Source organism: Mesorhizobium sp. ArgA1 (assembly GCF_053714375.1).
Map to the genome: position 1 here is coordinate 1 of NZ_JBSKBQ010000035.1, position 23127 is coordinate 23127.

Below are 23127 nucleotides of genomic sequence, written 5' to 3' on the forward strand. Positions count from 1 at the left end.
ACGATTGAAGGCCGGATGGAACGAGGACTTTCTCGTCAGCCTCATCTCGTGAAAATTAACTCACCCGATTCCCCTGCGTACGGCGTCCGTTCCTCCTTGATCGAGCAGTTCCTCGTTCCGATCCGGAAACTGGATGGATTCGTTACCATAGACAATCTTGCCGACGCACAGGGACAGCCGGTTCAGGCCGCAAGACGTGCTTGCAGGTTGTTCAAATAGCCTTCTGCATAGGTTTGCGCCATGGAAATCGGCAGATTGACCCCAGCCGTGGCGGCCTCTTCCATCGCTTTCTTGACGAGCCCGTTGCGAATTGCCAGCTTGACCTCGGGCCCCGCGACAAGGCTAAGCGCTTGCGCTCCGATACTGATGCCAGCTTCTTGCAGCGCCTGTTTCATATTGCCTCCGGTAATGGCTGTGCGGAGAAGATTTGCCGCCTGCGCCTCGCACGAAAGCGCCATTGAAACGGCATCGGCCACTTGGCCCAGGCCTGGAACGAAGCTCAATAAACCCACTGCCGTCGCGGCCCAATCAAGCACTGGCGAGACCACCTTGAGTACGTCGCCGACGGCGTGGATGAAGGCCCCACCGTTTTTCTTCGGTGACTTGGTGTCAGGCTGGTCCGTCCGGCCCATCATCATGTCCGAGGCGGCGTCCTGTTCCGCTGCGGTTTTGGGGGCGTGGGTCTTTGACTGCTGAACGGTGCGGTTCGCAGACGACATGGTGTCGTAGAAGTGAGCAAAGTCTTTTTTGCTGACGTCACCGGAATCGACTGTGTGTCCGCCGCCGAAGTCGAAGAACTTATTGTGGGTCTTATAGCCCGTAATCGAATTGTTTAGCAGGCTGAATAATAGAGGATCTGAGAGCAGTTGAGAGGCTGCATTCTGTACGATGGGATTGAGGCTCTTGTCTTTTGCCATACTCGCGAGCTTGTCACGAGTCAGATCACCGCTTCCAAAGAAGGTGTCCTGATTGCTCTTGATCGTTTCAATTGTTTCCAGCTCGGTGCGCGTGAGGCCCATCGAGGAAGAAGCGACTTGAAGAAAGTCCTCTTTGTGGACCTTGTCGATCGCACCACCGTACAACTGCTTCCATTCATTCGGGCGACTGACGAAGTACTGTGCCGCCGCTATAACCTGAGGCGGACATTTGCCGGTTTTCGCTTCGCCTTCGACGATCTGCTTGAAATCAGCCACACTCAGGTTCTTGGGAAGGTTTTCGGAATACCGGTAAAGCTCGCGTAATGCATCGCTCCGGGTCATGACCGACGGCTGCGGATTTCCAGTGCTGTCGGATGGAATGTAGTTCTGCCCGTAGCTTTGGGCCTCCTTGTCCTGAAATGCGGCAACTTGTGAGTGATGGCCGGAGAATCCGGACAAATCCTTCGCCGTGATCTTGCCGCCGCAGCGACCATCGCCCTGCGAGCCGATCGCATAAAACAGCTCTGGATCCTGCTGCAATCTCTCGATCGCCGCTTTCAAATCCGGTGGCGTAGAGGTATCGTCGGCTTTGCCCGCCAACGATTCCCAACTAAGCGGGCATTGTTCCTTGTGGCGGTTCAGCACTGCTACGATCTGCAACTCGGCTGGGGTCAGCGAGCCGCCGTTCCACGTGATTCTCTCGCTTTTTATGGGCACCGGGGCAACCGAAGGGTTGGCGATCGCAGATGGCTGCGGGTCCTGATCCATCGATTCAATTGCTGCCCTCATATTTGGCGGCAGCAGGTCCAATGGGTGCCGGGCCAATTCCTCCAACGACGACCCGACATCCGACAGCGATTCCGAAGACTGCCGGGACAATGCTTCCATCGTCGATGCGAGATTCTGCGGCAGCGGGTCCCGGAGCCCTAAGGGACCGGTCCTATCTTCGAGCAGGTAAATGGGCAGCATCGCATCAAAGGGGGATACGTTTTGCTGAGTCTTGTCGAACGCGGATATCGGCCCCGACCAAGCCTGTGCGGACTGCGAGAAAACGTTGCTGGCGTTATTGATTGGCATTGTGTCTCCTCAGACGTGAAGTTGCATCCGCCACAGGGGCGACTCCAAATGTATTCATGGACGTTGACAATTATGAACGTCGGCAGGCCAATTCTGCCCCACCCATGGCTGCACCGTAACTTGCTGCGCTCGTTATTGGCTTCAAGGTCCGGCCGGCGATTGTTGGATCCTGAATCTCGTCATGACCGGTTCTGCTTTCGAGAACCTGACGAACTCAAAAAAGAATTCATTCAGGAGGACAGATCGATTTACCGCAGTTTTTGGACAGCAAGGCGGACAAACGGGCGCGGTTGGCCGAATCTGACACTATGATAAGGTTTTTGCCCCTTGCCTGGGTGGATGGCTGATTGATTTCGGCGTTGCGTCGGCGGTTTTCGCCGCACTCGCCGTTATGCGGACGCAGTTCGCCCCTCGTGCCAGACGAAGCGGGTGAGATTGTAGGCAAGGTTGGCCATGCCGATCTTCGTCCTGGCGCGGGCGATGCCGGTGGTGCGCACGACCAAGCCCATCCTGGATTTCTGCTGCGCGAAGACGTGTTCGACGAATGCGCGGGTTTTCGATCTCCGCCCATTGGCCCCCGACGTCGCCTCGCTCATCGGTCGACCCTTCGGTTTCTTCTGGTGGATGTCAGAGACGTAACCGTTCTTCTCCAGCCACTCCTCGTTCTTTTTCGAGCGATAGGCCGTGTCGGCCCAGACAGTCGAACCGGTGTTGGCGCGGTTAAGGACATTGCGAAGCTGCGCCGTCATAGGCCGCCGCGCTCGTGACGTTCCAGCCGCGGATGAAGCCGTGCCGGCGATCGGTCGAGGCATGGTTCTTTGTAGCCGAAGGCGGGAATGGCGATGTCGCGTTGCTGCGCCTTTCCCTCTTCGGCGACCTTGGCTTTCGAGAACTTCACCGTCCAGCGTGTTGCGCTGCTTGGGCGCCACGATGGTGGCATCGACGATCTGCCCGCCCATCGGCAGGTAGCCGGCCTTGCCGAGGTGCTTGTCGAAACGGGCGAACAGAGCCTTCGCCCGAAAGGGCGATGCCCGGATCGTTCCCTGGGGACGATGGGCGAGACGATCTCGTTGAGAGTTCCGAACCTGCCGGCCCAAGCGCGGCAAGGTCGTGAAACAGATTGAGACGCCTCGCTCTCCTGACCCTATCATGCGGCGGCCCAAGCGCCGACCGCGAAGAGAAGCGAGTGACCCACGGAACGGTCCAGAAAAAAGTGCAGGAGCATCTTGACCAAAACGACCCCAATCAGAGAGGACTCTCAGCGCCTTGCCGAGCGGCTTGCGGAAAACCTCCCACGGCACCACCGCATTCAGCTTCTCCAGCGGATCGCCGGCCTCGCTCAGTCGGACATATCGCTCGTCAATGTCCCAGAAACCAGCCTGTCCCCGCATCCACTGCCTCCGCGCAAATCACGCGTCGAGTGAATCAAAAACCGGTTCCAAACGCTAGGTATTACGAACTGTCCAGGAGGCGGCCGCCGGTAATACTTTTCCAGACGCTGGCGGGGTACCCAGTCATTTCTGACTCGGCTCAGGCTTTCCGCCATCCTGTGCCGGCACGTCGGAAACATAAGAGGCTTCCGGTCGTCCATCGCGCACGACCATGGTGGAGGAACCCCGAAACAATATCAGCACGGATTGCTTCGTCGGCGCCGCCGCGTGAGGCTGCGCCTGCGCCTCCGCCATGAGGCCGTTGAACGTCTGCTCCACGAGCGCGGTGAAGCGAGGTGGACCGGAAACCAAGACGAGGCCATTCCCCGGCGCGGGCCTTACGACATAGCGGTCATCGGAGATGTCAAGCTCATCGAGAGCTGCCTTAAACGCATCGAAGCGAATCGGGGCCAACGCAAGCATCCGGCTCTGTGCTTCCTTCGCAGCAGACACATAGAGCACAAGCCCATCAAAGTACCACTGGAGATCGTATAGCTCGGCTAAGCGGTCGAGGAACTCGCGCGGCGGCAAATCCGGCATACGCCCGCGAATCCGCCCTTTCACCTCGGCGCTTATATTGACACTGATTTTCAGGTTGTTTCCGAATTCCAGCAACGCGGCAGAGAGATCCTGATCCAGAACCGTATACCTATAAGGTGCCGAGGGAAGCGACAGCGGGACGGCGAGAGTTGAGTGGATTCCAGTGGAGAAAAAAAACCCGACACAGAGAAGTCTCTTCAGGTTGTGCAGAATGGGCAGGATCAGCGCTCTTGGCATCATGTCCTGATAAACCAAATGCTGAAACTATCACAAGCACAAAGTCACCAAGGCGACTCTTTAGATGGTTAACGCGCCCTCGTCAGCTTGTCGTCATCTCGCCTCTCTAAGATTGACCCAACAGCGGGTGATAACCGGCTGGACTCATTCGACGCAAAAGAGAAACCAATCGAGTCTTTGCATGATGGTGCCTGTCACGTTGATCTCTGCCAGTCCGACCGGCTTGCTTCCTACGGTCGCTTCACCGTCATTGGGCGAGCGGGCCCAGTTCGAGCGCGCACTTGCGCAGGCGGCCGCCTCTACGAAGAACAACACCGCGTCGGGGCCGGCAAGGATGATGCCGGTTCCTCCGCATTTGGATGTTCAGCGCACGACTGCGCAGGCAAGCCCCCGGGGCGACCGCGTGTTCCAGATGATTTCTTCCATTACTTCTGCCGCGCGGGACCATGAGGCAGGCCTTGAGAAGGGCGCTCTACCTGGACAGGCGCAGAAGCTCCCTGTCGAAGGTGGGGCAGCGGGAGCGCAGACAGGACTTGATTTCGGCTCGATGATTGCTGGTCTACGGGATCTCTACGACGGCGTCACGCAAGTTTCTCTAGTTTCCAAAGGTGTCAGCGGCTTCACCTCGTCTGTGAATACGTTAATAAAACAAGGATGAACGCCGCGCATGATTGGCTTGGCTCATGACAAAATCATGCATACCCGCCCCTTCGGTCGGCGATCGCTGCATCTCGTCGTGCTGCCGCTTCTGTTCGCTCTGAGTGGTTGCAAGGTGGACCTGTACACGCAATTGCAGGAGCGTGAGGCGAATGAGATGCTCGCGGTTCTGATGAACAGCGGAGTTGATGCGGTCCGAGTTGCCGCCAAAGATGGGACCAGCACCCTCCAGGTCGACGAAAAGCTGCTTGCGTTGTCAATCGACCTCCTGAATGCCAAGGGGCTGCCTCGCCAGTCTTTCAAGAACCTCGGCGAAATTTTCAGTGGATCAGGCCTGATTGCCTCACCGACCGAGGAGCGTGCTCGTTACGTGTATGCTCTGAGCGAAGAGTTGTCGCGGACCATCAACGATATTGATGGCGTCTTCTCAGTACGTGTCCATGTCGTCCTGCCGAATAACGACCTGTTGCGATCAGGCGGTACGCCATCCTCCGCGGCAGTTTTTATCCGGCATGACGCTAAAGCAAATCTCTCAATTCTGCTGCCGAAGATAAAGATGCTCGTCGCCGACAGCATCGAAGGCCTGTCCTACGATAAAGTCGAAGTGGTTTTGGTACCGGTGGAACCGTCCGCACATGAGCAACGATCCGTTCCGGCGACCGTTTCGGCCCAAGCATCTGGGTCCGTTCCGGCGCCACTTCTGGCAATCGTGATGGGTGTTGCGGCCGCTGTATTCGCAGCGGCCTGCTATTTCTTAGCCAGTATTTTAAGGACACGGCGCAGACAATCATCGGGCGCACTTTCCAAACTCGAGGGCCGCTCGGTGTTTCCGATGTCGCGCCCATTCGCAAAAAGTTCATCGGCGCTATTGCGTAGCTAATATTGCCAATGCCAATGCCAATGCCAATGCCGACTACCGGACGCGATCAGTCCTTCCGATTGCGTTCCGCGTGCCTGAGTGATCTTGCCGCTTTGGCCCATCCGACCCGTCTTGCCACATGTCTTGATCCGGCATTGTCTGTTACGACGTTGGTGCGGTTGCAGAAGCGTCCCAGGCTGCAGCCAAGACTGGCAGAACTGCTGCTTGACAATGAAATGCATTCGAACGGAAGCGGCTGGGAGCCGGATCTTCTGGGCGGACGTGATCCGCGTCGCGTTGCTCTCCTTGCCGGTAGTGTCTGGCATGCCCGTTCGCTGCTGAAGCTTGTTTCAAAGTCTCACCTCACTTCGCTTGTTGATCATATTGGCGCTGACGCCCATGCGTTCGGCATCCGACATCTGGCGCAAGCGATCGCAAACAGTTCGATCGCTGATCCGGAAAAACTAGCGCAGCAAATCGACCACGATGGACATGCCTGCCTTGGTGCTTGGCTCAACGACAGTACAGCGCTTGAGCGTACCCGCGTGCTTCTACGGTTGCCTGTGGGGACCGCCGCCGAGAATCCCGCGCCCGAACACAGTAAGGCCTCGGGCCAGCTGCTCTGGCTTGTCCTAGCCCATCTTGAGACGGAGAACCTGGCGATATGACAGCAGATGTTTCCGAAGCTCCCGTCGCGCCGCAGATGCTCCCATTGGGACCACTGATACCGGCGAGTGAGCTCGAGCTCTGGCACTGCGCCGCGAAGGCGCGTGACGCAGCAGAACGGCATCAGCAGCGGGTTCGCAGCTGGGCACGCTCCGCTTATCAGCGTGAGCGGGCGCGCGGCCATACCGACGGCTTGAACGCAGGCGCCGAGGAAATGGCGCGGCTGATTGCGCGGGCAGTTTCCGAAGTGGGGCGACGAAAGGCGGTTCTGGAGCAGGAATTGCCACAGCTGGTGATAGAGATTCTAAGCGATCTGCTAGGCGCCTTCGATCCGGGCGAGCTGTTGCTGAAGGCTGTGCGTCACGCAATTGAACGCAAATATAACGGCGCGGAAGTTTGCCTTCATGTGCATCCAACGCAAGTCGACATGCTCGCGCGCGCGTTTGCTGGATGCGACGGACGGGAGGGGCGGCCGAGGGTTCGGGTCGATCCGGATCCGACGTTGTCTCCGCACCAGTGCGTGCTTTGGAGCGAGTATGGCAATGTCGACCTTGGACTTGATGCACAGATGCGCGCGCTACGCCTCGGCTTTCGGTCCCATCCTGAAGAAGGCGAACTGTGATCACACCCGTACCACAGCATACCAATCTGGGTGGTAGCCGGGCTCCCGATCCGGCGATCTCGTCGTTGAGGTCTACAGCAAAGCGAATCGACACGCGTGTCGTGCGGGGCCGAATCACGCGCGCCGTCGGCACACTTGTCCATGCCGTCTTGCCAGATGCTCGGATTGGGGAACTTTGTCTGCTGCAGGATACGCGAACTGGCCTGTTGCTCGAAGCCGAGGTGATCGGCTTGTTGGATAATGGGGTGTTGCTCACGCCGATCGGTGACTTGGTGGGCCTGTCCAGCCGCGCAGAGGTCGTGTCCACCGGACGAATGCGTGAAGTGTCAGTCGGCCCCGATTTGCTTGGCCGTGTGATTGACAGCCGTTGCCGCCCGCTCGACGGCAAAGGCGAAGTCAAGACTGGCGAAACTCGTCCGCTGCACGGCAAGGCGCCCAATCCAATGAAAAGACGCATCGTTGAGCAGCCATTCCCGCTCGGGGTTCGTGCCCTTGATGGTCTGCTCACATGCGGTGAGGGTCAGCGGATCGGGATTTATGGCGAGCCTGGTTGTGGCAAATCGACGTTATTGTCGCAGATCGTAAAAGGTGCCGTCGCCGACGTGTTCATAGTCGCGCTCATAGGCGAGCGTGGACGTGAAGTTCGCGAGTTCATCGAGCGGCATCTTGGCGAGGAAGGCCTCCGCCGTACGGTCGTTGTCGTTGAAACCTCCGACCGTTCGGCCGTGGAGCGGGCGCAATGTGCTCCTATGGCAACCGCGCTGGCGGAATACTTTCGCGAACAAGGGCTACGCGTAGCGCTCATGTTGGACTCCCTGACGCGCTTCTGCCGTGCCATGCGCGAGATAGGCCTTGCTGCGGGTGAGCCACCGACCCGGCGGGGTTTTCCTCCTTCCGTCTTTGCCATGCTGCCAGGCCTGCTAGAGCGTGCCGGCATGGGTGAGCACGGCTCAATCACGGCGTTTTATACCGTGCTTGTCGAAGGTGATGGCACAGGCGATCCAATCGCTGAGGAATCGCGCGGCATTCTTGACGGCCATGTCGTCCTCTCACGCGCGATCGCGGCGCGATCGCATTTCCCCGCTATCGATGTGCTTCAGAGTCGCAGCCGCGTAATGGAAGCGGTCGTTTCCGGGACACATCGCAAGGCAGCATCCTTCTTCCGTGATCTGCTCTCGCGCTATGCCGAGTCCGAGTTCTTGATCAACGTCGGCGAATACAAGCAAGGCGGCGATCCGCTGACTGACCGGGCTGTCGCCTCGATTGGCGACCTGAGGGAATTTTTGCGCCAGAGCGAAGGCGAGGCATCGGATTTTGAGGAAACGGTTGCATGGATGTCGCGTCTGACCGCGTGAATCGCGTTCACGTTTCGAGGTTACGGCTTCTGAAGGATATGCAAGAGCGTCGTGCCCTTAGTGAGCTTTCCAAGAAGGAGGCCCAACGCCATTTGGCCACCTTAGCCGTTCAGAATGCCTCCCAAGGACTTGCAATCGCACGGCAACAGTGCGCGCGAGCCGAAGCGGGGCTCTACCAAGAGCTGATGTCGCTGGACACCTTGTCCAGCGCCGCCCTCGACCATCACCACCTTCGCATGGAACGGCTTTCGGCTGAGGTCACTTCCAGATGTCAGATGCTCGATGATGCGCATATTGCGCAAGAAAAGGCCGAGGCAGCGGCGTGTGAGATGAGGGACGTGTGGGCCAAACGTTCGACCGCAAGGCATAAATGGAAACAAATTGAGGACGACGTCCGACGCGCCGTCGATAGTCATGCGGAGGCCGCAGGCGAGATAGAGGCCGACGATGAGATATCGCTTCGGTCTGGAAGGTTTTGCTCACCCTGTTGTCGCGCGACCGGATCCGATAAGCCCAAGGTTCCCTGAATGATGCGATCGTGCAGCTTGGAGCCGCTTTGGTGAACGCTTCGGTCAGACCCGCTATCTTCGAACCGGTGCTAACACTGTCGCACGAGGTCGTCTCGTGGCTCAATGATATAGCCTCTTCCCGTCGGCCGTTTCAGAGCCGGATCAGCGACGAGCCGCTATCGGTGCGGATACAAGGGCTTGTTTGGCAGCAGAAACCTTCCGTCATTCCGATGCTTGACTGTGTTTGGCGCGTGGGAACTGAAACGATCGTCTTGTCACTGTCACGACGGCTTGTAGAGGCGCTCGTCTCGTCAGTGCAGAGCGGCCTTGCTTTACCTTCCGAGCCAACTGCTTCGCTCATTCTCGAACTTGCACTCGAGCCGCTTGTGGCTCGACTGGAGGATCAGATGCAGTTGAACGTGCAGCTTGTGGACGTGCGCGAAGCCGTGACACTGGCTCCTTGTCTAGAACTTGATATCGTCTTCGGCTCAGTCAGTGGCAGGGGCTGTCTGCTCCTGTTCTCTCCTCTTGATGGGTTAGTGCCGTCTGTCTTCCGCGCGTTAGGCGCCCTGCTTAGCCAGTTGCCGCGACAGCCGCGTGAGCTCTCCCCGGAGCTGCCGGCCATAGTTGCAGGAGTAATCGGCACGCTTTGCGTTCCGGCAGCGCTTCTTCGCAAAGCATGTGTCGGTGATGCTCTGTTGCCAGACATATCCCCGTTTGGTCGCGGCCAGATCATGCTGTCCATGGGTCGGTTATGGGCCGGGGCAGATATTGAAGGCGACGACCTCATCCTGCGGGGGCCCTTCCGCCCGCGATCAAGCCCCTTGGAGAATGTGCATATGACGACACAGCCTGAATCCCAGCAAGAACAATCGGAAGCCGATCTCGACGATGTCGAAATCGAGCTTGTCTTTGAATGCGGCCGCTGGCCTATGTCTCTAGGGGATTTAAGGAGCGCGGGCGAAGGGCATGTTTTCGAACTTGGCCGTTCGATTGATGGTCCGGTAGACATTCTGGCCAACGGTCGGCGTATCGGGCGTGGCGACATCGTGCGGATCGGAGAAGAGCTGGGAATCAGACTCCGTAGCAGGTTGGCATGCAGTGAGTGAGATTCAGCCGCCATTTCTGTCACTTCTTGCGGTTACAGCAGGACTCGGCCTGCTGGTTTTAGCAGTCGTCACAACCACGGCGTTTATAAAGGTGTCGGTTGTTCTGTTCCTCGTCCGCAATGCGCTTGGGACCCAGACGATACCACCGAACATAGTGCTGTACGCCGCTGCGCTCATCCTCACCATTTTCATTAGCGCACCTGTTATTGAACAGACCTACGATCGGATGAGCGACCCGAAGCTCCGCTACCAAACGTTGGGCGACTGGGTAAGCGCCGCCAAAGAGGGGCGCGAGCCAGTACAAAATTATCTCAAGAAATTTACAAATGAGGAGCAGCGCCGTTTTTTCTTATCGTCGACAGAAAAACTCTGGCCAGAGGAAATGCGCTCCAGAACAACACCTGATGATTTCGCCATTCTCGTGCCATCGTTTCTAATTTCAGAACTCAAGCGCGCATTTGAAATAGGGTTTCTTCTCTATCTTCCGTTTATCGTAATCGATCTTATTGTGACAACAATCTTGATGGCGATGGGCATGTCGATGGTATCTCCTACAGTGATATCTGTGCCTTTCAAGCTCTTTCTGTTTATCGCTATTGATGGCTGGTCGAGATTGATGCATGGACTTGTGTTGAGTTACGCCACACCGGGAGGTTGATTATTACTGAAGCCAGCATCGTCACTCTTATGAGCCAGTCGTTGATGGTTTTCATGATCTGGGTTCTGCCACCGCTCATTGGATCGGTGATTGTTGGGCTCGTCATTGGGATCATCCAGGCGGCAACGCAAATCCAAGATGAAAGCTTGCCGCTCACCGTTAAGCTTCTGGTTGTTGTGGCGGTGATTGGCCTGTTTGCCCCTGTGCTGAGCGCCCCGCTCATAGGGCTGGCCGAGCAGATCTTCACGGAGTTTCCCGCAATGACTCCCAGCTACCAGTCTCCCCCATGAATGCGTCGGCGGCGGAGATTCAGAACCTGATCCATGCGGCTATCGAACTCCTCGCCGCAGCCGGCCTTGGCGCGGCCCGAGCCATAGGGATTATGGTAGTGCTTCCTGTGTTTACAAGGGCTCAGATCGGCGGGCTGATCCGCGGCTCCCTTGCTGTCGCCTTCGGACTCCCATGCTTGTCACTCGTTAGTGACGGGTTGGAGGCGCTGGATCCCGAGACACGTCTGATCCAGGCAACTCTGTTCGGATTGAAGGAGGTTTTTGTCGGCTTGCTACTCGGCACTTTTCTGGGCATCCCATTATGGAGCCTTCAGGCGGCCGGTGAGTTTATCGACAACCAACGCGGTATCACCAGCCCGTCCGCTTCGTCCGACCCCGCGACCAACAGTCAGGCTTCCGCTATGGGGATTTTTCTTGGGATCACGGCAATAACAATCTTCGTCGCTTCGGGAGGCTTGGAGGCTGTGGTCAGCGCCCTTTATGGCAGCTTCCAGATCTGGCCCGTGTATCGGTTTCTCCCCACATTGACCGCACAAGGAGCAATGGAGCTGTTGGGACTCCTCGACCACATCATGCTCATGACCTTGTTGGTCTCCGGGCCTGTAGTGTCCTTCCTGATGCTGGTTGACATGTCAATGATGATACTGCGGCGCTTTGCGCCGCAATTCAAGTCGAGCCAACTGTCTCCAATGATCAAGAATATCGGCTTCCCGATTATTATGATTGGCTACACTGCCTATCTGGTCGAGGGGATGAGGCTGGAGACCAAACCAGCAAATGGCGCCCTTGAGTGGCTGGCCAAGCTGCTGAAATGAGCGAGACGAGTGAAGAGAGGACACACGCCGCCAGCCCGCAGAAGCTAAGCGAAGCGCGCAGAAAAGGGCAGATTGCGCACAGTTCCGATTTCGTCCGCGCAGTTGCCACATGCGCTGGGCTCGGCTACATCTGGCTAAGAGGCAGCGTGATCCAAGACAAATGCCACGAAGCGCTACTATTGGCAGACAATCTGCAGGGTCTGCCCTTCAATATAGCGGTCCGGCAGGCACTGGTCCTGCTGACCGAACTCACACTGAAAACTGTTGGTCCACTGCTTGGAACGCTCATCGCCGCGGTGATTTTGGCTGGATTAATAGCCAACGGTGGAGTTGTCTTCTCGCTGGAGTCGATGAAGCTCAACTTCGAGAAAATTAATCCGTTTCAAGGGTTGAAACGCATGACGTCTGCGCGTTCTGCAGTCGAGGTTGGCAAGACGTTGTTCAAAGTAATGGTCCTGAGCGCAACCTTTCTCCTCTTCCTTCTCGGCACGTGGAAGACGATGGTCTATCTTCCGATCTGCGGCATGGGCTGTATCGGCGTCGTCTTTGAGCAAGCGAAGTTGCTGAGCGAAATCGGCGCCGCCGCACTTCTGCTCGGCGGACTAATCGATCTCTTGGTGCAGCGTGCGTTGTTTCTGCGCGAAATGCGTATGACCAGGACCGAAGTGACGCGCGAGTTCAAGGATCAGGAAGGTACGCCGGAGTTGAAGAACGAACGACGTCGCCTACGCGAGGAGTCTGCCCACGAGCCTCCGCTTGGGGTGCACCGGGCGACATTGCTCGTGAGAGGGAAGACCGTACTCGTCGGCCTGCGTTACATTCGGGGCGAGATCGGGATACCGATCCTGGTTTGCCGCGCCGAGGGCGAGGCGGCTTCAAACATGTTAACTGAAGCACGGGCCCTACGTGTCCACATCCTCCGTGATGATGTGCTTGCGCATCAGCTCATCAGCGTAACGAAGCTGGGCGAGGCCGTTCCTTCGCAATATTTCGCACCCGTCGCGAAAGCGCTCTATGCGGCAGGCTTGGTATAGATGTGACCACGGCCTTGGCCGGCTCGATACGCCGCAGCCTTATTTCATTCATGGGTTGTACACTCAACGCAGTTCGGATGTCGTTTGTACATCCGTGACAACGCCTCCATCAGCTATTCGTCAGCCAAATAGTCTAAGCCTGCCGCCAACATAGGAGCGAATCGTCATGTATGGTCGAACCGGCGGCTCGCCCGATATCCACTACACGCGTAATGGGAGCGGGCAAACGGCAGGAGGCCAAGGGTTCGCGAACGCGTTTGTCCGAACGCACGTAGCCGGATTGAATTCCCAGGGGTCCCTTATCGGCGGCTGCTGTGGTGCAGATCGACAGAGGTCAGCGTTCAGGAGGAGCGCGAGGCAATTTCATGGCGATGCAATCACGCGCATCGCCGACAATCCGCAAGAGTATTCGATTCCTATCCGCACGAGCCAGACGCACTGCGGACGTTGCTAGTCAATACGGCGTGCGTCGAGATTCGGAGCATGCGCAATATTTCAGCTGCCAATTAGGAAACAAGGGCGTCGGACTGGTGAGAGCAGAAGCCGGATTCAGCATGACTGACTTCGAATCCGAAACGTGGCGGGAACAAATTCCGGGTCGAGCTGAGATCGCCTCCATAGTGGGTCTTCAGGTCACTCATCCGCTCGTCGAGAATGCAGGCGATATTCTGTGGGACCATCAACTTCGATCGACCGTTGCAGAATTGGCGTGCGGCGAATCCAGAAGCACAAGTCCGCGCAACAATGATGTGGTTTGTTGCAGTGGATGATGGCGACATGGTCCTTGACCCCAACTCAGCATCCCGAAAAGTGGGCAGCGGGCCAACCCCCGCAGGTATCTCTGCAAAACTAAGGAGCGCGAGAGCTTGGACCAAGTTCAGACTCGTATGAGGATAACTTTATGTGATCGGACACTCGTGGAGATAGTCGCGATGGCGGGCCGCTTCTGACGATGTGAGGTTTCCATCGCGGCGAACTGCGGCCTTGTCACAACCAATGTCGATAAACGCATCGGGGCGTCTGATTAGTCGTATGTTCTTCAGCGCATTCGCCGGAAAGTCCTGCAGATTGCACGTCGCGCTCCCTTCGACGTCCGCGGGCCAGTTGTGGTCATCGTGGTCGGGTAGAGTGAGGCCATCGGTTTAATGATGGAAGTATTCAACCCGCGCCGCCGGCAGAACAAAGTTCATGTGGCGTCGTGTGGCCCAAGGCCGCTCAGGTGGGATCGTGGGGAGTTTGGCGATGAGATTGCCGTGTGCCACTTTGGCAATTGCACATATCAGCCAAAGTCCCGCCGACTGAGCGAAATCAGCGCGAAACACGATGTGCACCGCATTTTTTGCTATATCGGAGATGGGATATGACGGAATTTGGCCGACCTGGAAACTCGCGCATTGTGAATGCTGGCGCCGGCGGCAGGCCGGGATCGAACAGATCGCGCTCGCAATCAAGCTCTGCCTTAGCGGGTAGCCAATCGTTCGTTTCGGTGCTGGAGGGTATGCACTCTGGGCCTCAGGACACAAGGACTTCCCGCACACGCTCGGGGACCTGTGAGGACGAGGCCCACGGCGAGAGGTCGTCCGGCCCTTTTGTGGGCGCTCGGCGAGTGCTGGACGCCGTTGTACGAGCAGCCGCGTCGAAACGAGCAGGCACCACGCGGCGGCTTCGTCTTCCCGCCGTCCCGGACGATGAAGCCACGGCCCCGGTCGCTGACCAGCCCCCAACTTCGGGAGCGGCAGTGCTTTATCTGACAGACGGACAAAGCAAGACAGCAGATCAACGTATGAAAGGCCTGCTCGACGAATTTGAATCTCACCGCCTTGATGCTTTCCTAGTGGCCACGCGAAGCACCACCCCGCGAGAGAAGCAAGAAGCCCTCGATCGGATCCTCGATGCGGGCTCAGCAGTCCTGGAATACCACGCGAGTCTGGCCCCAGGGGCGCCTGGCATTCTGTCCAATGATCAGGCTCGTCGAACCCGCGACCTGGTGCATGATGCGGCATCCGAGTGCATGGAACTGGCCGCAGATGGCATGGTATTGCTAGAGACGCGTAAAAAGGCCCGCGGCGTGCTCGACCTAATCCTCCGATCCAACCCCGACCCCGCCCGGCTGAGCCAAGCGGTGTCCAGTGTAGCAAGGCACTATGTGGCCTGCGTTGAATTTTGGGAACAGAAGACATGGCGCGGGGAGCGCCTCCAATTAGGCTGTGCCGTCACTGCGAACCTACCAAATACAAAGGTCGAGATTCAGCAAGCCGAAGAGGACGATTTGCGCCTGCAGACTGGCTCGGTTCTGCTTTCGAAGTTCATGGTTCTGCAATCGCGGATCGATCTGGCGCTGTTGATGATTGAGCCGCGGGCGAGCAGTTTCGAGCCAGCCGTGAGAGAAATGCTTATCGGTGAGAATGGGCGGTTGCGTATGCTACAAGCCCTCAGGACCGAAGTTTGGCCGGCACTGCACCAGACGCGCGATGCTCTTCATGCCAAAGCAGGGCGCCCCCTTGCCCCGGGGGACCGTTCCGTTCTGGAAGGAGTCATGGAGAGGCTCTTGGACTTCTCGTCGGCGTTGTCCGACTTCCGTGCCGGGCTAAGCGAGGACCGAACAGTTGCCGACCTCCCATTGGAGTTGTTCGGCCAGATAGCGGAAGGCGCGCGGACCACTACCGAAGAGGTGTCGCGCCTCTTGGAACTGCAGCCGAAGATGCCACCCATTAGCGAACGGCCGGCAGACGCTGCGATTGCGACCGACGCTACTGGAAAGGCTGTCCCCGAAACGACCGCAGCGGCCGCAACGCGAAAGAAAGGGAAAGGCAAGCGCAAGCCTGCGGCTGGCGCTGGTAGTTCGGCGGCTGGGGGGGCGGCGCCGCAAGTCGCTGCGGACGACGGCGACCCCTCGACAGCTGCCAAGGTTCTCTCCCTAGGCAACAGGCCTCCCGCTCCCTCCGTTGGTCCACATCAAACGCCGGACGCTGCCACACGAGGAGCCGCTGTGCGTGCAGAGATTGGGGGCCGGCGCGGTCTTCCCTCGATGTCGGCTGGTGGAACGCCAGCTCGAGAAGAAAGCTCTGTTAGTTCCGAGGCTGGGCTCCGGCCCGCTGACCAGAGAGCCAGTCTATCGCAATCAGACGCGCTCCCATCTTGTGAACAACCTGTCGGAATTGAGGATGCTGGATCGAGCAGTTCGCTCCCACAATCGAGTCATTCCGCTTGGAATGGCGGCCAACCGATCGAGTCCGGTGTGTGGCGGATGCACTTTGGGCCTGAAGATAGACAGATGTCCTCCGCTCGCATTTGGCCAGGTGCCGACGAAGCCCTAGGCGGCGCACCTGGCGGTCCCTCCAAAGGTCTCCCTCGAGGCCTCACGCCTTCGCGACGTGCGGCCAGTGGGCCGCGCCATGGCCAAGGTCGGCAGGGCGAAGCGATAGCTAGGGAAGAAAGCTCTTTGCGTTTTGATGAGAGGTCCTGGCTCGCCGATCAAGAACCGAGCAGCTCACAACCGGACATGCTGCGACCTCATGAGCAAGGCGAGTCCAGACCGAGTGCAGGACCGGGCAGGCGGCGTTTCGATCAGGTGGCTGTACAGAGCTTCAGCGACGTATCCCTTAATGACGCTTTACATGACATTTCTTTCGCTCACGGCATAACTGAATTCTCGTGCGCTGTGGTGGATCACGACAAGAGGCTGCAAGACCAGCTGGATCACGAAACATTCCTACAAAAGGCCGCTTCCCAGTTCACCCATCAATTTGTTCCGAGGTGGGCCCAAGATGTCCGCGCCCATAATACCTGGGGGTACGCCACCTCATGCAACGCGATGAGCCGGGAGCCTGGAGGTCAGGCAGGCATGGAAGCTTGCAGGGCCATGGCAGCTCAGGTATCGAGGCTCGGCAAGGCGCTGAATAATGTCGAAAGCAAAACGCTTTCGCTGTTGGTATTGGCGTTCAGTCGACATCGTCGAGTGGAGGAATGTCGCAATGGAATGATCCAAATCGCCAACGTTTTTCTTAAGCAACGCGAAGCGCTTTCAGAGCTCAATGCCCAAGGTCTGGGCCTGCTAGTGAACGGCTTAAGCAAGTTGCCGGGACAGGAGAACTCTCATCAGGCCGTAGTAGCAGTTGCCGACGAGATTGGCTGGCGCCTGGCCGAACTCTATGATTTTGATCCGCAGGCGTTGGCGAACCTGGTGAACGGGTTCAGCAAGTGGCCAGAGGACTGCCGAGACGCTACGATTGCGATCGCCGTTGAAGTCTGTCACCGCGCCGGCCGCCCCAAGGTCGGGCTTTCTAGTTTCAATCCGCAGAATCTGGCAACCTTGGTGAACGGCTTCAGCAAATTGCAGGCGCCGGAGTGCTCACGCGCTGCCGTTGTTATAGCCAATGAGGTCTCGAGCCTCCTCCATGAAAATGCCGACCTGTCTGGGCTTCATCCGCAGGCATTGCAGAACTTGGTGAACGGGTTCAGCAAGTGGCCGGAGGACTGCCGCAGAGGCATCTTTGCGATCGCGCGTCGGATCCCTGGGTGGGCCGACCAGCTGCCTGATTTTGATTCGCAGGCGTTGGCGAACCTGGTGAACGGGTTCAGCAAGTGGCCAGAGGACTGCCGCGACGCTACGATTGCGATCGCCGCTGAAGTCTATGACCGCGCCGGCCGCTCCAAGGTCGAGCTTTCTGGTTTCGATCCGCAACACCTGGCAAACCTGGTGAACGGCTTCAGCAAATTGGCGCCGGCGTGCTCACGCGCTGCCGTTGCAATCGCCGGTGAGGTCTGTCAACGCGCCAGCCGTCGCAACGTCTGGCTATCTGATTTTGACCCGCAGCACCTGGCGAACCTGGTGAACGGCTTCAGCAAATGGCCGCAAGAGGAGAGTTTGGGTCAGGCCGCCGACGTGGTTGCCGGCGAGGTGCTTCGCTGCGCCGACCAGCTGCCTAGGTTTGATCCGCAGCACCTGGCGTGCCTGGTGAACGGCTTCACTAGGTGGCCACAATGGGAAAAGTCACGTCAAGCCACGTTTGCGATTGCCGGTGAGGTACTTAGGCGCACCGGGCAACTCCACAGCTTTGAGCCGCAAGGGCTTGCCATTCTGGCGAACGGTTTCAGCAAATGGCCTCAGGACTGCCAAGGGGCTCTCGTTGCGCTCGCCGGCGCGGTCTCTCGCCGCGCCGGCGGGCTGTCGTTATTCAACGGGCAGGATCTGGCGAACCTGGTGAACGGCTTGAGCAAGTGTCCAGAGGATTGTCGCGACGGCATCGTTGCGATCGCGCAGGAGATCCCTCACCGCCACGGCGGGCTGTCGGAGCTAAATGGGCAGGACCTGGCGAACCTGACCAACGGTTTGAGCAAGTGTCTTGACGAAGAGGGTTGCGGCGAAGCCATCGTTGCCATCGCTGGGGAGGTGGTCGGTCGCCAGAACCCCAGCGAGCCGCTCGTTGGGTTCACTCCGCAGGCACTTGCCAACCTGGTGAACGGCCTCAGCAAGTGGCCGCAAGAGAAATCACGTCAGGCCACTGCTGTGATTGCTGATGAGGTGATCCGCAGCGCTAACCGGCTCCCTGATTTTGGATCGCAGCACCTGGCGTGCCTGGTGAACGGCTTCAGCAAGTGGTCGCAGGATGAGAAAACGCGTCAGGCTACCGCTGTGATCGCCGGCTCGGTGCTTCGCGATGCCGAGCGGCTTTCCGGGTTTAGTCCGCAAGACCTGGCAAATCTGATCAACGGGTTCGGCAAATGGCCGCAAGACGAGGCGTGCAGCCAGGCGGTTTTGGAGATCGCGCGCAGACTGGGCCCCGCGGGTCGCCCATTCCGTCATTTTACGACGCCCGGGCTTTCCAATATCGCCAACAGTTTGGCGCGGGGGTTCATGAGGAGAGAGGACGAGGGAGAGATTGCAGGGGCCGCTCTGCTGAAAGATCGGCTCCACAAACTCGCTCATTATCTTCATTATGCCAGCGAGCGCCTGGAGGCGGCCGACGCGATGGGCGTGACGAGCATCTTGAAGGCGTTGGCCAAGGCTCAATTGCACGACGATCTCAGTTTGCTCGCACCCGCTGGATTAAATCGGCTGGCGCAATTGCATAGTGTCCCTCGGTTTGCGCTTGAGAATAATCTCGAAACCATGGGCAATCTGTGCGCCGCTCTGCTGCCGCTGGCTCGCAGTCCGCGCAAGCAGCTGCTTTGGCACCGGCGGCAGGCTCTGAACTTGCTGAACGATATCCAACCGATTGTGGAGCACAAGATCGAGGCCCATCTCAAGGCAAGCGATGCTGAGCGGAGTCGAGGGCCGAACTCAACCCGCTGTCCGGCCCTGTCGATTTATCAAGTGCTCAAGACCCGTGCGAGCCTGGCGAGGTTGCTGCGGCGGCCGTATGTCGAGGGCAAGAAGTCCGATTTGCGGGCGAGGCGCGACGATCTGGAGGCCAAGACCAGGGAAATCCTGGACACCACGCGCGAGCTGATCGAGAGCGATCTTTCCAACATGAGCTGGAACCTGATTGCCCAGATCGAGGCAGAGAGTCCCACCGATGCGCTGGACACGTTTATGGCGCAGAACACCGCGACGGTCCAGGCGCAACATCCAGCGTCTGTCTTCGACGTCCATCAGGTTTTGCGGGCCATGGACCACGAGCCCAGACCTCCGCAGGGCGAGGCGGGACTGATGCGGTTGCCGGTGGTCGACATGCAGGGCCGGCAACTGGCAACGGAGCCCGAGACGCGCTATTCGATCTTTCATCGCCTGACCTCGGGGGCAGTGAAGATGGTCGCGGTGCAGCTGCCAGGAAAGCCGAGCCCGTTCCTGCTGGCGCGCACGTTGACCGTTGAGGGCGTGCCATACCGTATGGATCTGTTCGGCGGGAGCAAGTTAAAGCCGCCGCAAAAGACGCTTTCCCAGGTCGCCGCCCGCCTTCCAGGTCGAGTAGAGGCAGAGTCTTCCGGCGGGAAGCTGCTGGCGATTCCCTATGCCGAAACCGCACCAGGCACCGCCTTTGAAAAGCTATCGCGCGCCTGGGCACCTTTCAAAGAGGCATATTACTATACGCAGCGCCGGGGCTTTGCCGCGCCGCCGGCTGTCAAGGGCCTGGGCCCTCACGACTACGCGCTGGAAGGCGCCTTCAAACTGACGCTGCTGCCGGACCGCTCTGTTAGCGAGAAACATCCCTTCAGGATGGTTGGGCCGGAAGGCCCGATTGCATTGCGACCGCATGACGGATGCGGTTTCATCAAGGCTTCGCTGGCCAAACGTATGACAGCCGTTCGCAGGGCCGTCGGGCAGGAAGGTCCTGATCGGGTGCCTGCTTTTGGTGAGGGAAGGAGAACGTCCCTGCCTGCCACGGCGCTGCAACATTATCCCCGCAGCAAGGCGGTGGCGGATGAGGTGCGGGCGAAAGCCAAAAACTGGCTTGATAAGCGCCCGGAGCAAAGGCTGACTGCCGAGGAGCTATTTCGAACCGTGACTGGGGGACATATCGACGGTCCTGGCGCAGTCGCGGTACCTTCCGGTGATGAGTGTCTCCACGTGCCGACGCTCAAGAGCGAGACTTTGACGGGGATGAGCGGCGTGCTGATCGGCCGCTCGCCGTACGACAAGCCCAACCTGCGCCCATTCGCTGCCGACCTGGTGAGGTCAGCTGTTCGTGGGGACCCGACGGCAGCGTTCCTGGACACGTGTGTGGCTATCCAATACAGCTTTAATGTCGCCCAGAAGTCAGGGGAAGAACTCGCTGCCGACGATCCGACTTTCTTTGCCAAAGGCATTCTGATCGTCGTGCCCGATGAGATGTGGCCGGCCGCCTACGCCGACCGTGGGCTAGTTATGTCTGCCGAGGATGTGAAGTCGCATTCGCACTGGACGACAGGGAAGGACCGCGTCAAGAAGGACACGCCGCTCGACTGCCTGGGCATCCTGCAGGCCACCGAGGTGTTTGCCCCCGGCTCGTTGGTTGCCGTCCCCACCGGTGAACAGAAAAAGCTTGATGGTGACTTCGACGGCGACACCGTCATCATAATCGGCGACCGGCCGCAGCTTTATGAGCATGTGCGCGAATTCGATGAAAAGGAGCAAGCTCTCGGACTTCCGTCGCTGAAGCCGCCAAAGTCGCATACACCGGCCCTTGACGGTGACAACTACCAGTTTGGTCGCGCCAGCCAGATCCTGGCCGCGACGCAAGATGTCCTGGAGACCTATAGCGGTCTACAGCGAAACTTCCTGGCTCAATCCCATGAAGCACGACGCTGGTTTGCCGAGCGTGCCATCTTTGGCACCTACGAGGGCATTTCCCACGTGCTCCGGCGAGACATCGGTCAGTTGTTGGGCCTGGAAGAGGTGAGTGGACAGGATATCCAAAACATGTTTGCGAGAGCGAGGCACGAGATCGAGGTCGCCGAACATCCCGTTGCTCGCGAAATGGCCGAGTTACTCGCCGCCGACCTTGAGGCATGGGCAAAGAGGCCTGATGTGGAAGGCCAGCCCGAAACAGAAAACGCCAACGACGCAAAAAGCACGACCCTGAGCGCGGCAGTCTCAGAGCTTTTGCCGGATCTGGCGGAGGCCTATCCGGCAACTTCTCAGGCACGAGACCGCATCCGGGCTCTGATCGACAACTATCCTGCCCGGATCGATCCTCGCCCGGATGGTTACAATCCCGACGACCTCGTGCAGAGCGCAAACAACCTCCTGAGCCTCGGCATCAAGGTCGGCACCGATGCCTACAAATCCAACACTGGCGCTCGGCTCTTTTCGAGGAAGAGCCAGGACCTTCAGAGGCTGCTGCATACGACGCCTGGCCTGAAGTCAGTGCCTTACGTCAAGGGCCTGGCAGCGTCCCTCAACCATGGAACGTTTGATGTTGGTGCAGCCTTGAAGGACCTGGAGGACAACCCCACCCTGACGGCTTCAGTCATGCAAACCTCGATCAGTCTCGCTGTGGAGCAGCGCATTTTGCCTGAGCCCTCGCGCTTCCGGCCCCCCGCAGCGGATGGCGACGAGACGATCACGCTGACTCCCGAGCAGGCATCAGAGCGCGCCCAGATTGAGGTTGCCCGCGCTGCGAAAGAAGAAGAGAAAATCACCGCAGCGGCACTCAGCATTGCCGCAAGCCTCAGGAACATGGAGATCCAGGTGAAAATGCCTCACCTGGAGCGCCGGCTGAGATCGGAACGCTCCATAAGAGAGGATCTCACCGGCACGAGCATATCATCCGGCAGCACGCCACAGCTGATCAGCAGCGCCGTACGCCACGTCTTCGAAATTCCCGACAAAGATTTTACACGTGCCTTCAAGGCAGCCATCCTGGCCTTCGAGGAGCAGGACTACACCGAAATCGAGGTGACCAACTGGTTCAAATTCGAGCGTCCGAATTATCTCGGCATCCGCACTGTGCTCGCCACAGCGGGAGGCTATCGCTTCCTGGTGGAATTCCATACGCCAGCCAGCTACAGCGCCAAAGTTGACAATCACGACGCTTATAAAGAGCTGCAGAGGCTGCAGGGCCCCGATTCCCGGGAGAAGGTAGAGAAACTTGAGCAGAAGGTAAAAGAACGCTGCAAGGCCGTTGACAGACCCGACAACGTGCTCAGCATACCCCACTGGGGCGATGGCAACCGTAGCACCGCCCCGGCACCTGGATTGCGAGCTGTCGGACGATCGACACAGCCGGAGATCGCCAAGTCCCCGGTGGCAAAGGAGATTGTGGGTGCCCTCGGCGATCGCCCGATCGTGCTCGTCGGCATGCCGGGCGCTGGCAAATCCACCATCGGCCCGCCTCTCGCGCGTCGGCTGGGGCTGGCCTTCGTCGATACCGACAAAAAAATCGAGCAGAAAGTCGGCAAATCGATATCTCAGATTTTCAAAGATCACGGCGAAGATTATTTCAGGAGGCTCGAGGCGCGCGAGATCGCTCAATACCTCGAGACCGGGCCCAAGGTGGTCGCGACCGGCGGCGGCGCGGTATTGGACGAGCAGACTCGCCACCTCATTGGCAACAAAGGGGTCTCGATCTGGTTTGATACCGACCTGGACGTGATCCAAATTCGAACGAGGAACGACGCCAAACGCCCGCTGATGCAAGGCCCCGATCCGGATCGCAAAGTCGCCCAGCTGATGAGCGAGCGCCGTCCATTCTATCAACAAGCGAATGTCAGGTTTGTCCCACTCCATAAAAACGATCGAAAGAACGCAGATCCATGTTTGCAGGCGCTGCACGCGTACCTGTGCCCGGCCGATGCAGACCGCAGCCCGTCGGATGCCCCATCGCGCGGTTCTGCGCCGGCGTTTCCGACCAGCTCCTCCGATGCTCAGGTCGGGAGGGTCGCCTCGTCCAGGGTCCCGGCGGGGTCGGTGCTGGGAGCCACCGAGTGGC

Annotated in this window: 17 protein-coding genes; 14 read left to right on the top strand and 3 right to left on the bottom strand. The window is 58.7% G+C overall.

The genetic code is table 11. From position 1 onward, the window contains the following. Positions 1–219: hypothetical protein (locus ACWGTI_RS30730; protein WP_454590464.1), on the top strand; the 219-nt coding region annotated here is incomplete at its 5' end. On the opposite strand, the gene ACWGTI_RS30735 is transcribed toward ACWGTI_RS30730, so the two are convergent. From ACWGTI_RS30735 to ACWGTI_RS30745, 3 genes are all read right to left on the bottom strand, one after another. Further along, the gene (locus tag ACWGTI_RS30735) at positions 183–1994 is read right to left on the bottom strand and encodes an HrpF/NolX family T3SS translocon protein (protein WP_454590465.1); all 1812 of its coding nucleotides are present in this window, start codon (positions 1992–1994) and stop codon (positions 183–185) included. The two genes, ACWGTI_RS30730 and ACWGTI_RS30735, sit on opposite strands and share 37 nt — an antisense overlap. 389 nt (positions 1995–2383) lie before the next feature. Continuing rightward, complete coding sequence (locus ACWGTI_RS30740; RefSeq protein WP_454590466.1) at positions 2384–3385, bottom strand: transposase; 1002 nt, start codon at positions 3383–3385, stop codon at positions 2384–2386. 123 nt (positions 3386–3508) lie between these two features. Continuing rightward, positions 3509–4201, bottom strand: a complete 693-nt coding sequence (locus tag ACWGTI_RS30745; RefSeq protein ID WP_454578467.1) for a secretin N-terminal domain-containing protein — start codon at positions 4199–4201, stop codon at positions 3509–3511. 181 nt (positions 4202–4382) lie between these two features. Between ACWGTI_RS30745 and ACWGTI_RS30750 the strand changes: the two genes are divergently transcribed. The 13 genes from ACWGTI_RS30750 to ACWGTI_RS30810 all read left to right on the top strand — a co-directional run. Next, complete coding sequence (locus ACWGTI_RS30750; RefSeq protein ID WP_454578464.1) at positions 4383–4859, top strand: nodulation protein NolB; 477 nt, start codon at positions 4383–4385, stop codon at positions 4857–4859. Between the two features lie 9 nt (positions 4860–4868). Further along, a complete protein-coding gene (sctJ, locus tag ACWGTI_RS30755; protein ID WP_454590467.1) occupies positions 4869–5738 on the top strand; it encodes a type III secretion system inner membrane ring lipoprotein SctJ in 870 nt (289 codons plus the stop codon). 26 nt (positions 5739–5764) lie between these two features. After that, positions 5765–6385 carry a nodulation protein NolU gene (locus ACWGTI_RS30760; RefSeq protein WP_454590468.1) on the top strand — a complete coding sequence of 207 codons (621 nt, stop codon included), beginning with the start codon at positions 5765–5767 and terminating at the stop codon, positions 6383–6385. Beyond that, complete coding sequence (gene sctL, locus ACWGTI_RS30765; protein WP_454590469.1) at positions 6382–7005, top strand: type III secretion system stator protein SctL; 624 nt, start codon at positions 6382–6384, stop codon at positions 7003–7005. Before ACWGTI_RS30760 ends, sctL begins: the two co-directional genes overlap by 4 nt. Continuing rightward, on the top strand, positions 7002–8360 hold the full coding sequence (sctN, locus tag ACWGTI_RS30770; RefSeq protein ID WP_454578460.1) for a type III secretion system ATPase SctN: 1359 nt from the start codon (positions 7002–7004) through the stop codon (positions 8358–8360). Before sctL ends, sctN begins: the two co-directional genes overlap by 4 nt. Continuing rightward, the gene (locus ACWGTI_RS30775; protein ID WP_454578459.1) at positions 8336–8887 is read left to right on the top strand and encodes a hypothetical protein; all 552 of its coding nucleotides are present in this window, start codon (positions 8336–8338) and stop codon (positions 8885–8887) included. Before sctN ends, ACWGTI_RS30775 begins: the two co-directional genes overlap by 25 nt. Positions 8888–8916: 29 nt before the next feature. Then, positions 8917–9978 carry a type III secretion system cytoplasmic ring protein SctQ gene (gene sctQ, locus ACWGTI_RS30780; RefSeq protein WP_454590475.1) on the top strand — a complete coding sequence of 354 codons (1062 nt, stop codon included), beginning with the start codon at positions 8917–8919 and terminating at the stop codon, positions 9976–9978. Beyond that, positions 9971–10636, top strand: coding sequence for a type III secretion system export apparatus subunit SctR (sctR, locus tag ACWGTI_RS30785; RefSeq protein WP_454590470.1), 666 nt, complete (start codon positions 9971–9973; stop codon positions 10634–10636). The genes sctQ and sctR overlap by 8 nt, the downstream gene beginning before the upstream one ends. A gap of 29 nt (positions 10637–10665) precedes the next feature. Then, complete coding sequence (locus ACWGTI_RS30790) at positions 10666–10926, top strand: EscS/YscS/HrcS family type III secretion system export apparatus protein (RefSeq protein WP_454590471.1); 261 nt, start codon at positions 10666–10668, stop codon at positions 10924–10926. Next, positions 10923–11741: a type III secretion system export apparatus subunit SctT gene (sctT, locus tag ACWGTI_RS30795; protein ID WP_454590472.1), complete on the top strand. Its 819-nt coding sequence runs from the start codon at positions 10923–10925 to the stop codon at positions 11739–11741. The genes ACWGTI_RS30790 and sctT overlap by 4 nt, the downstream gene beginning before the upstream one ends. Continuing rightward, complete coding sequence (locus ACWGTI_RS30800; protein ID WP_454578456.1) at positions 11738–12775, top strand: EscU/YscU/HrcU family type III secretion system export apparatus switch protein; 1038 nt, start codon at positions 11738–11740, stop codon at positions 12773–12775. Before sctT ends, ACWGTI_RS30800 begins: the two co-directional genes overlap by 4 nt. 314 nt (positions 12776–13089) lie before the next feature. Next, the gene (locus ACWGTI_RS30805) at positions 13090–13545 is read left to right on the top strand and encodes a hypothetical protein (protein ID WP_454590473.1); all 456 of its coding nucleotides are present in this window, start codon (positions 13090–13092) and stop codon (positions 13543–13545) included. A 3092-nt stretch (positions 13546–16637) separates the two neighbouring features. After that, positions 16638–23127 (top strand): shikimate kinase (locus ACWGTI_RS30810; protein ID WP_454590474.1); only part of this gene is annotated, 6490 nt, incomplete at its 3' end.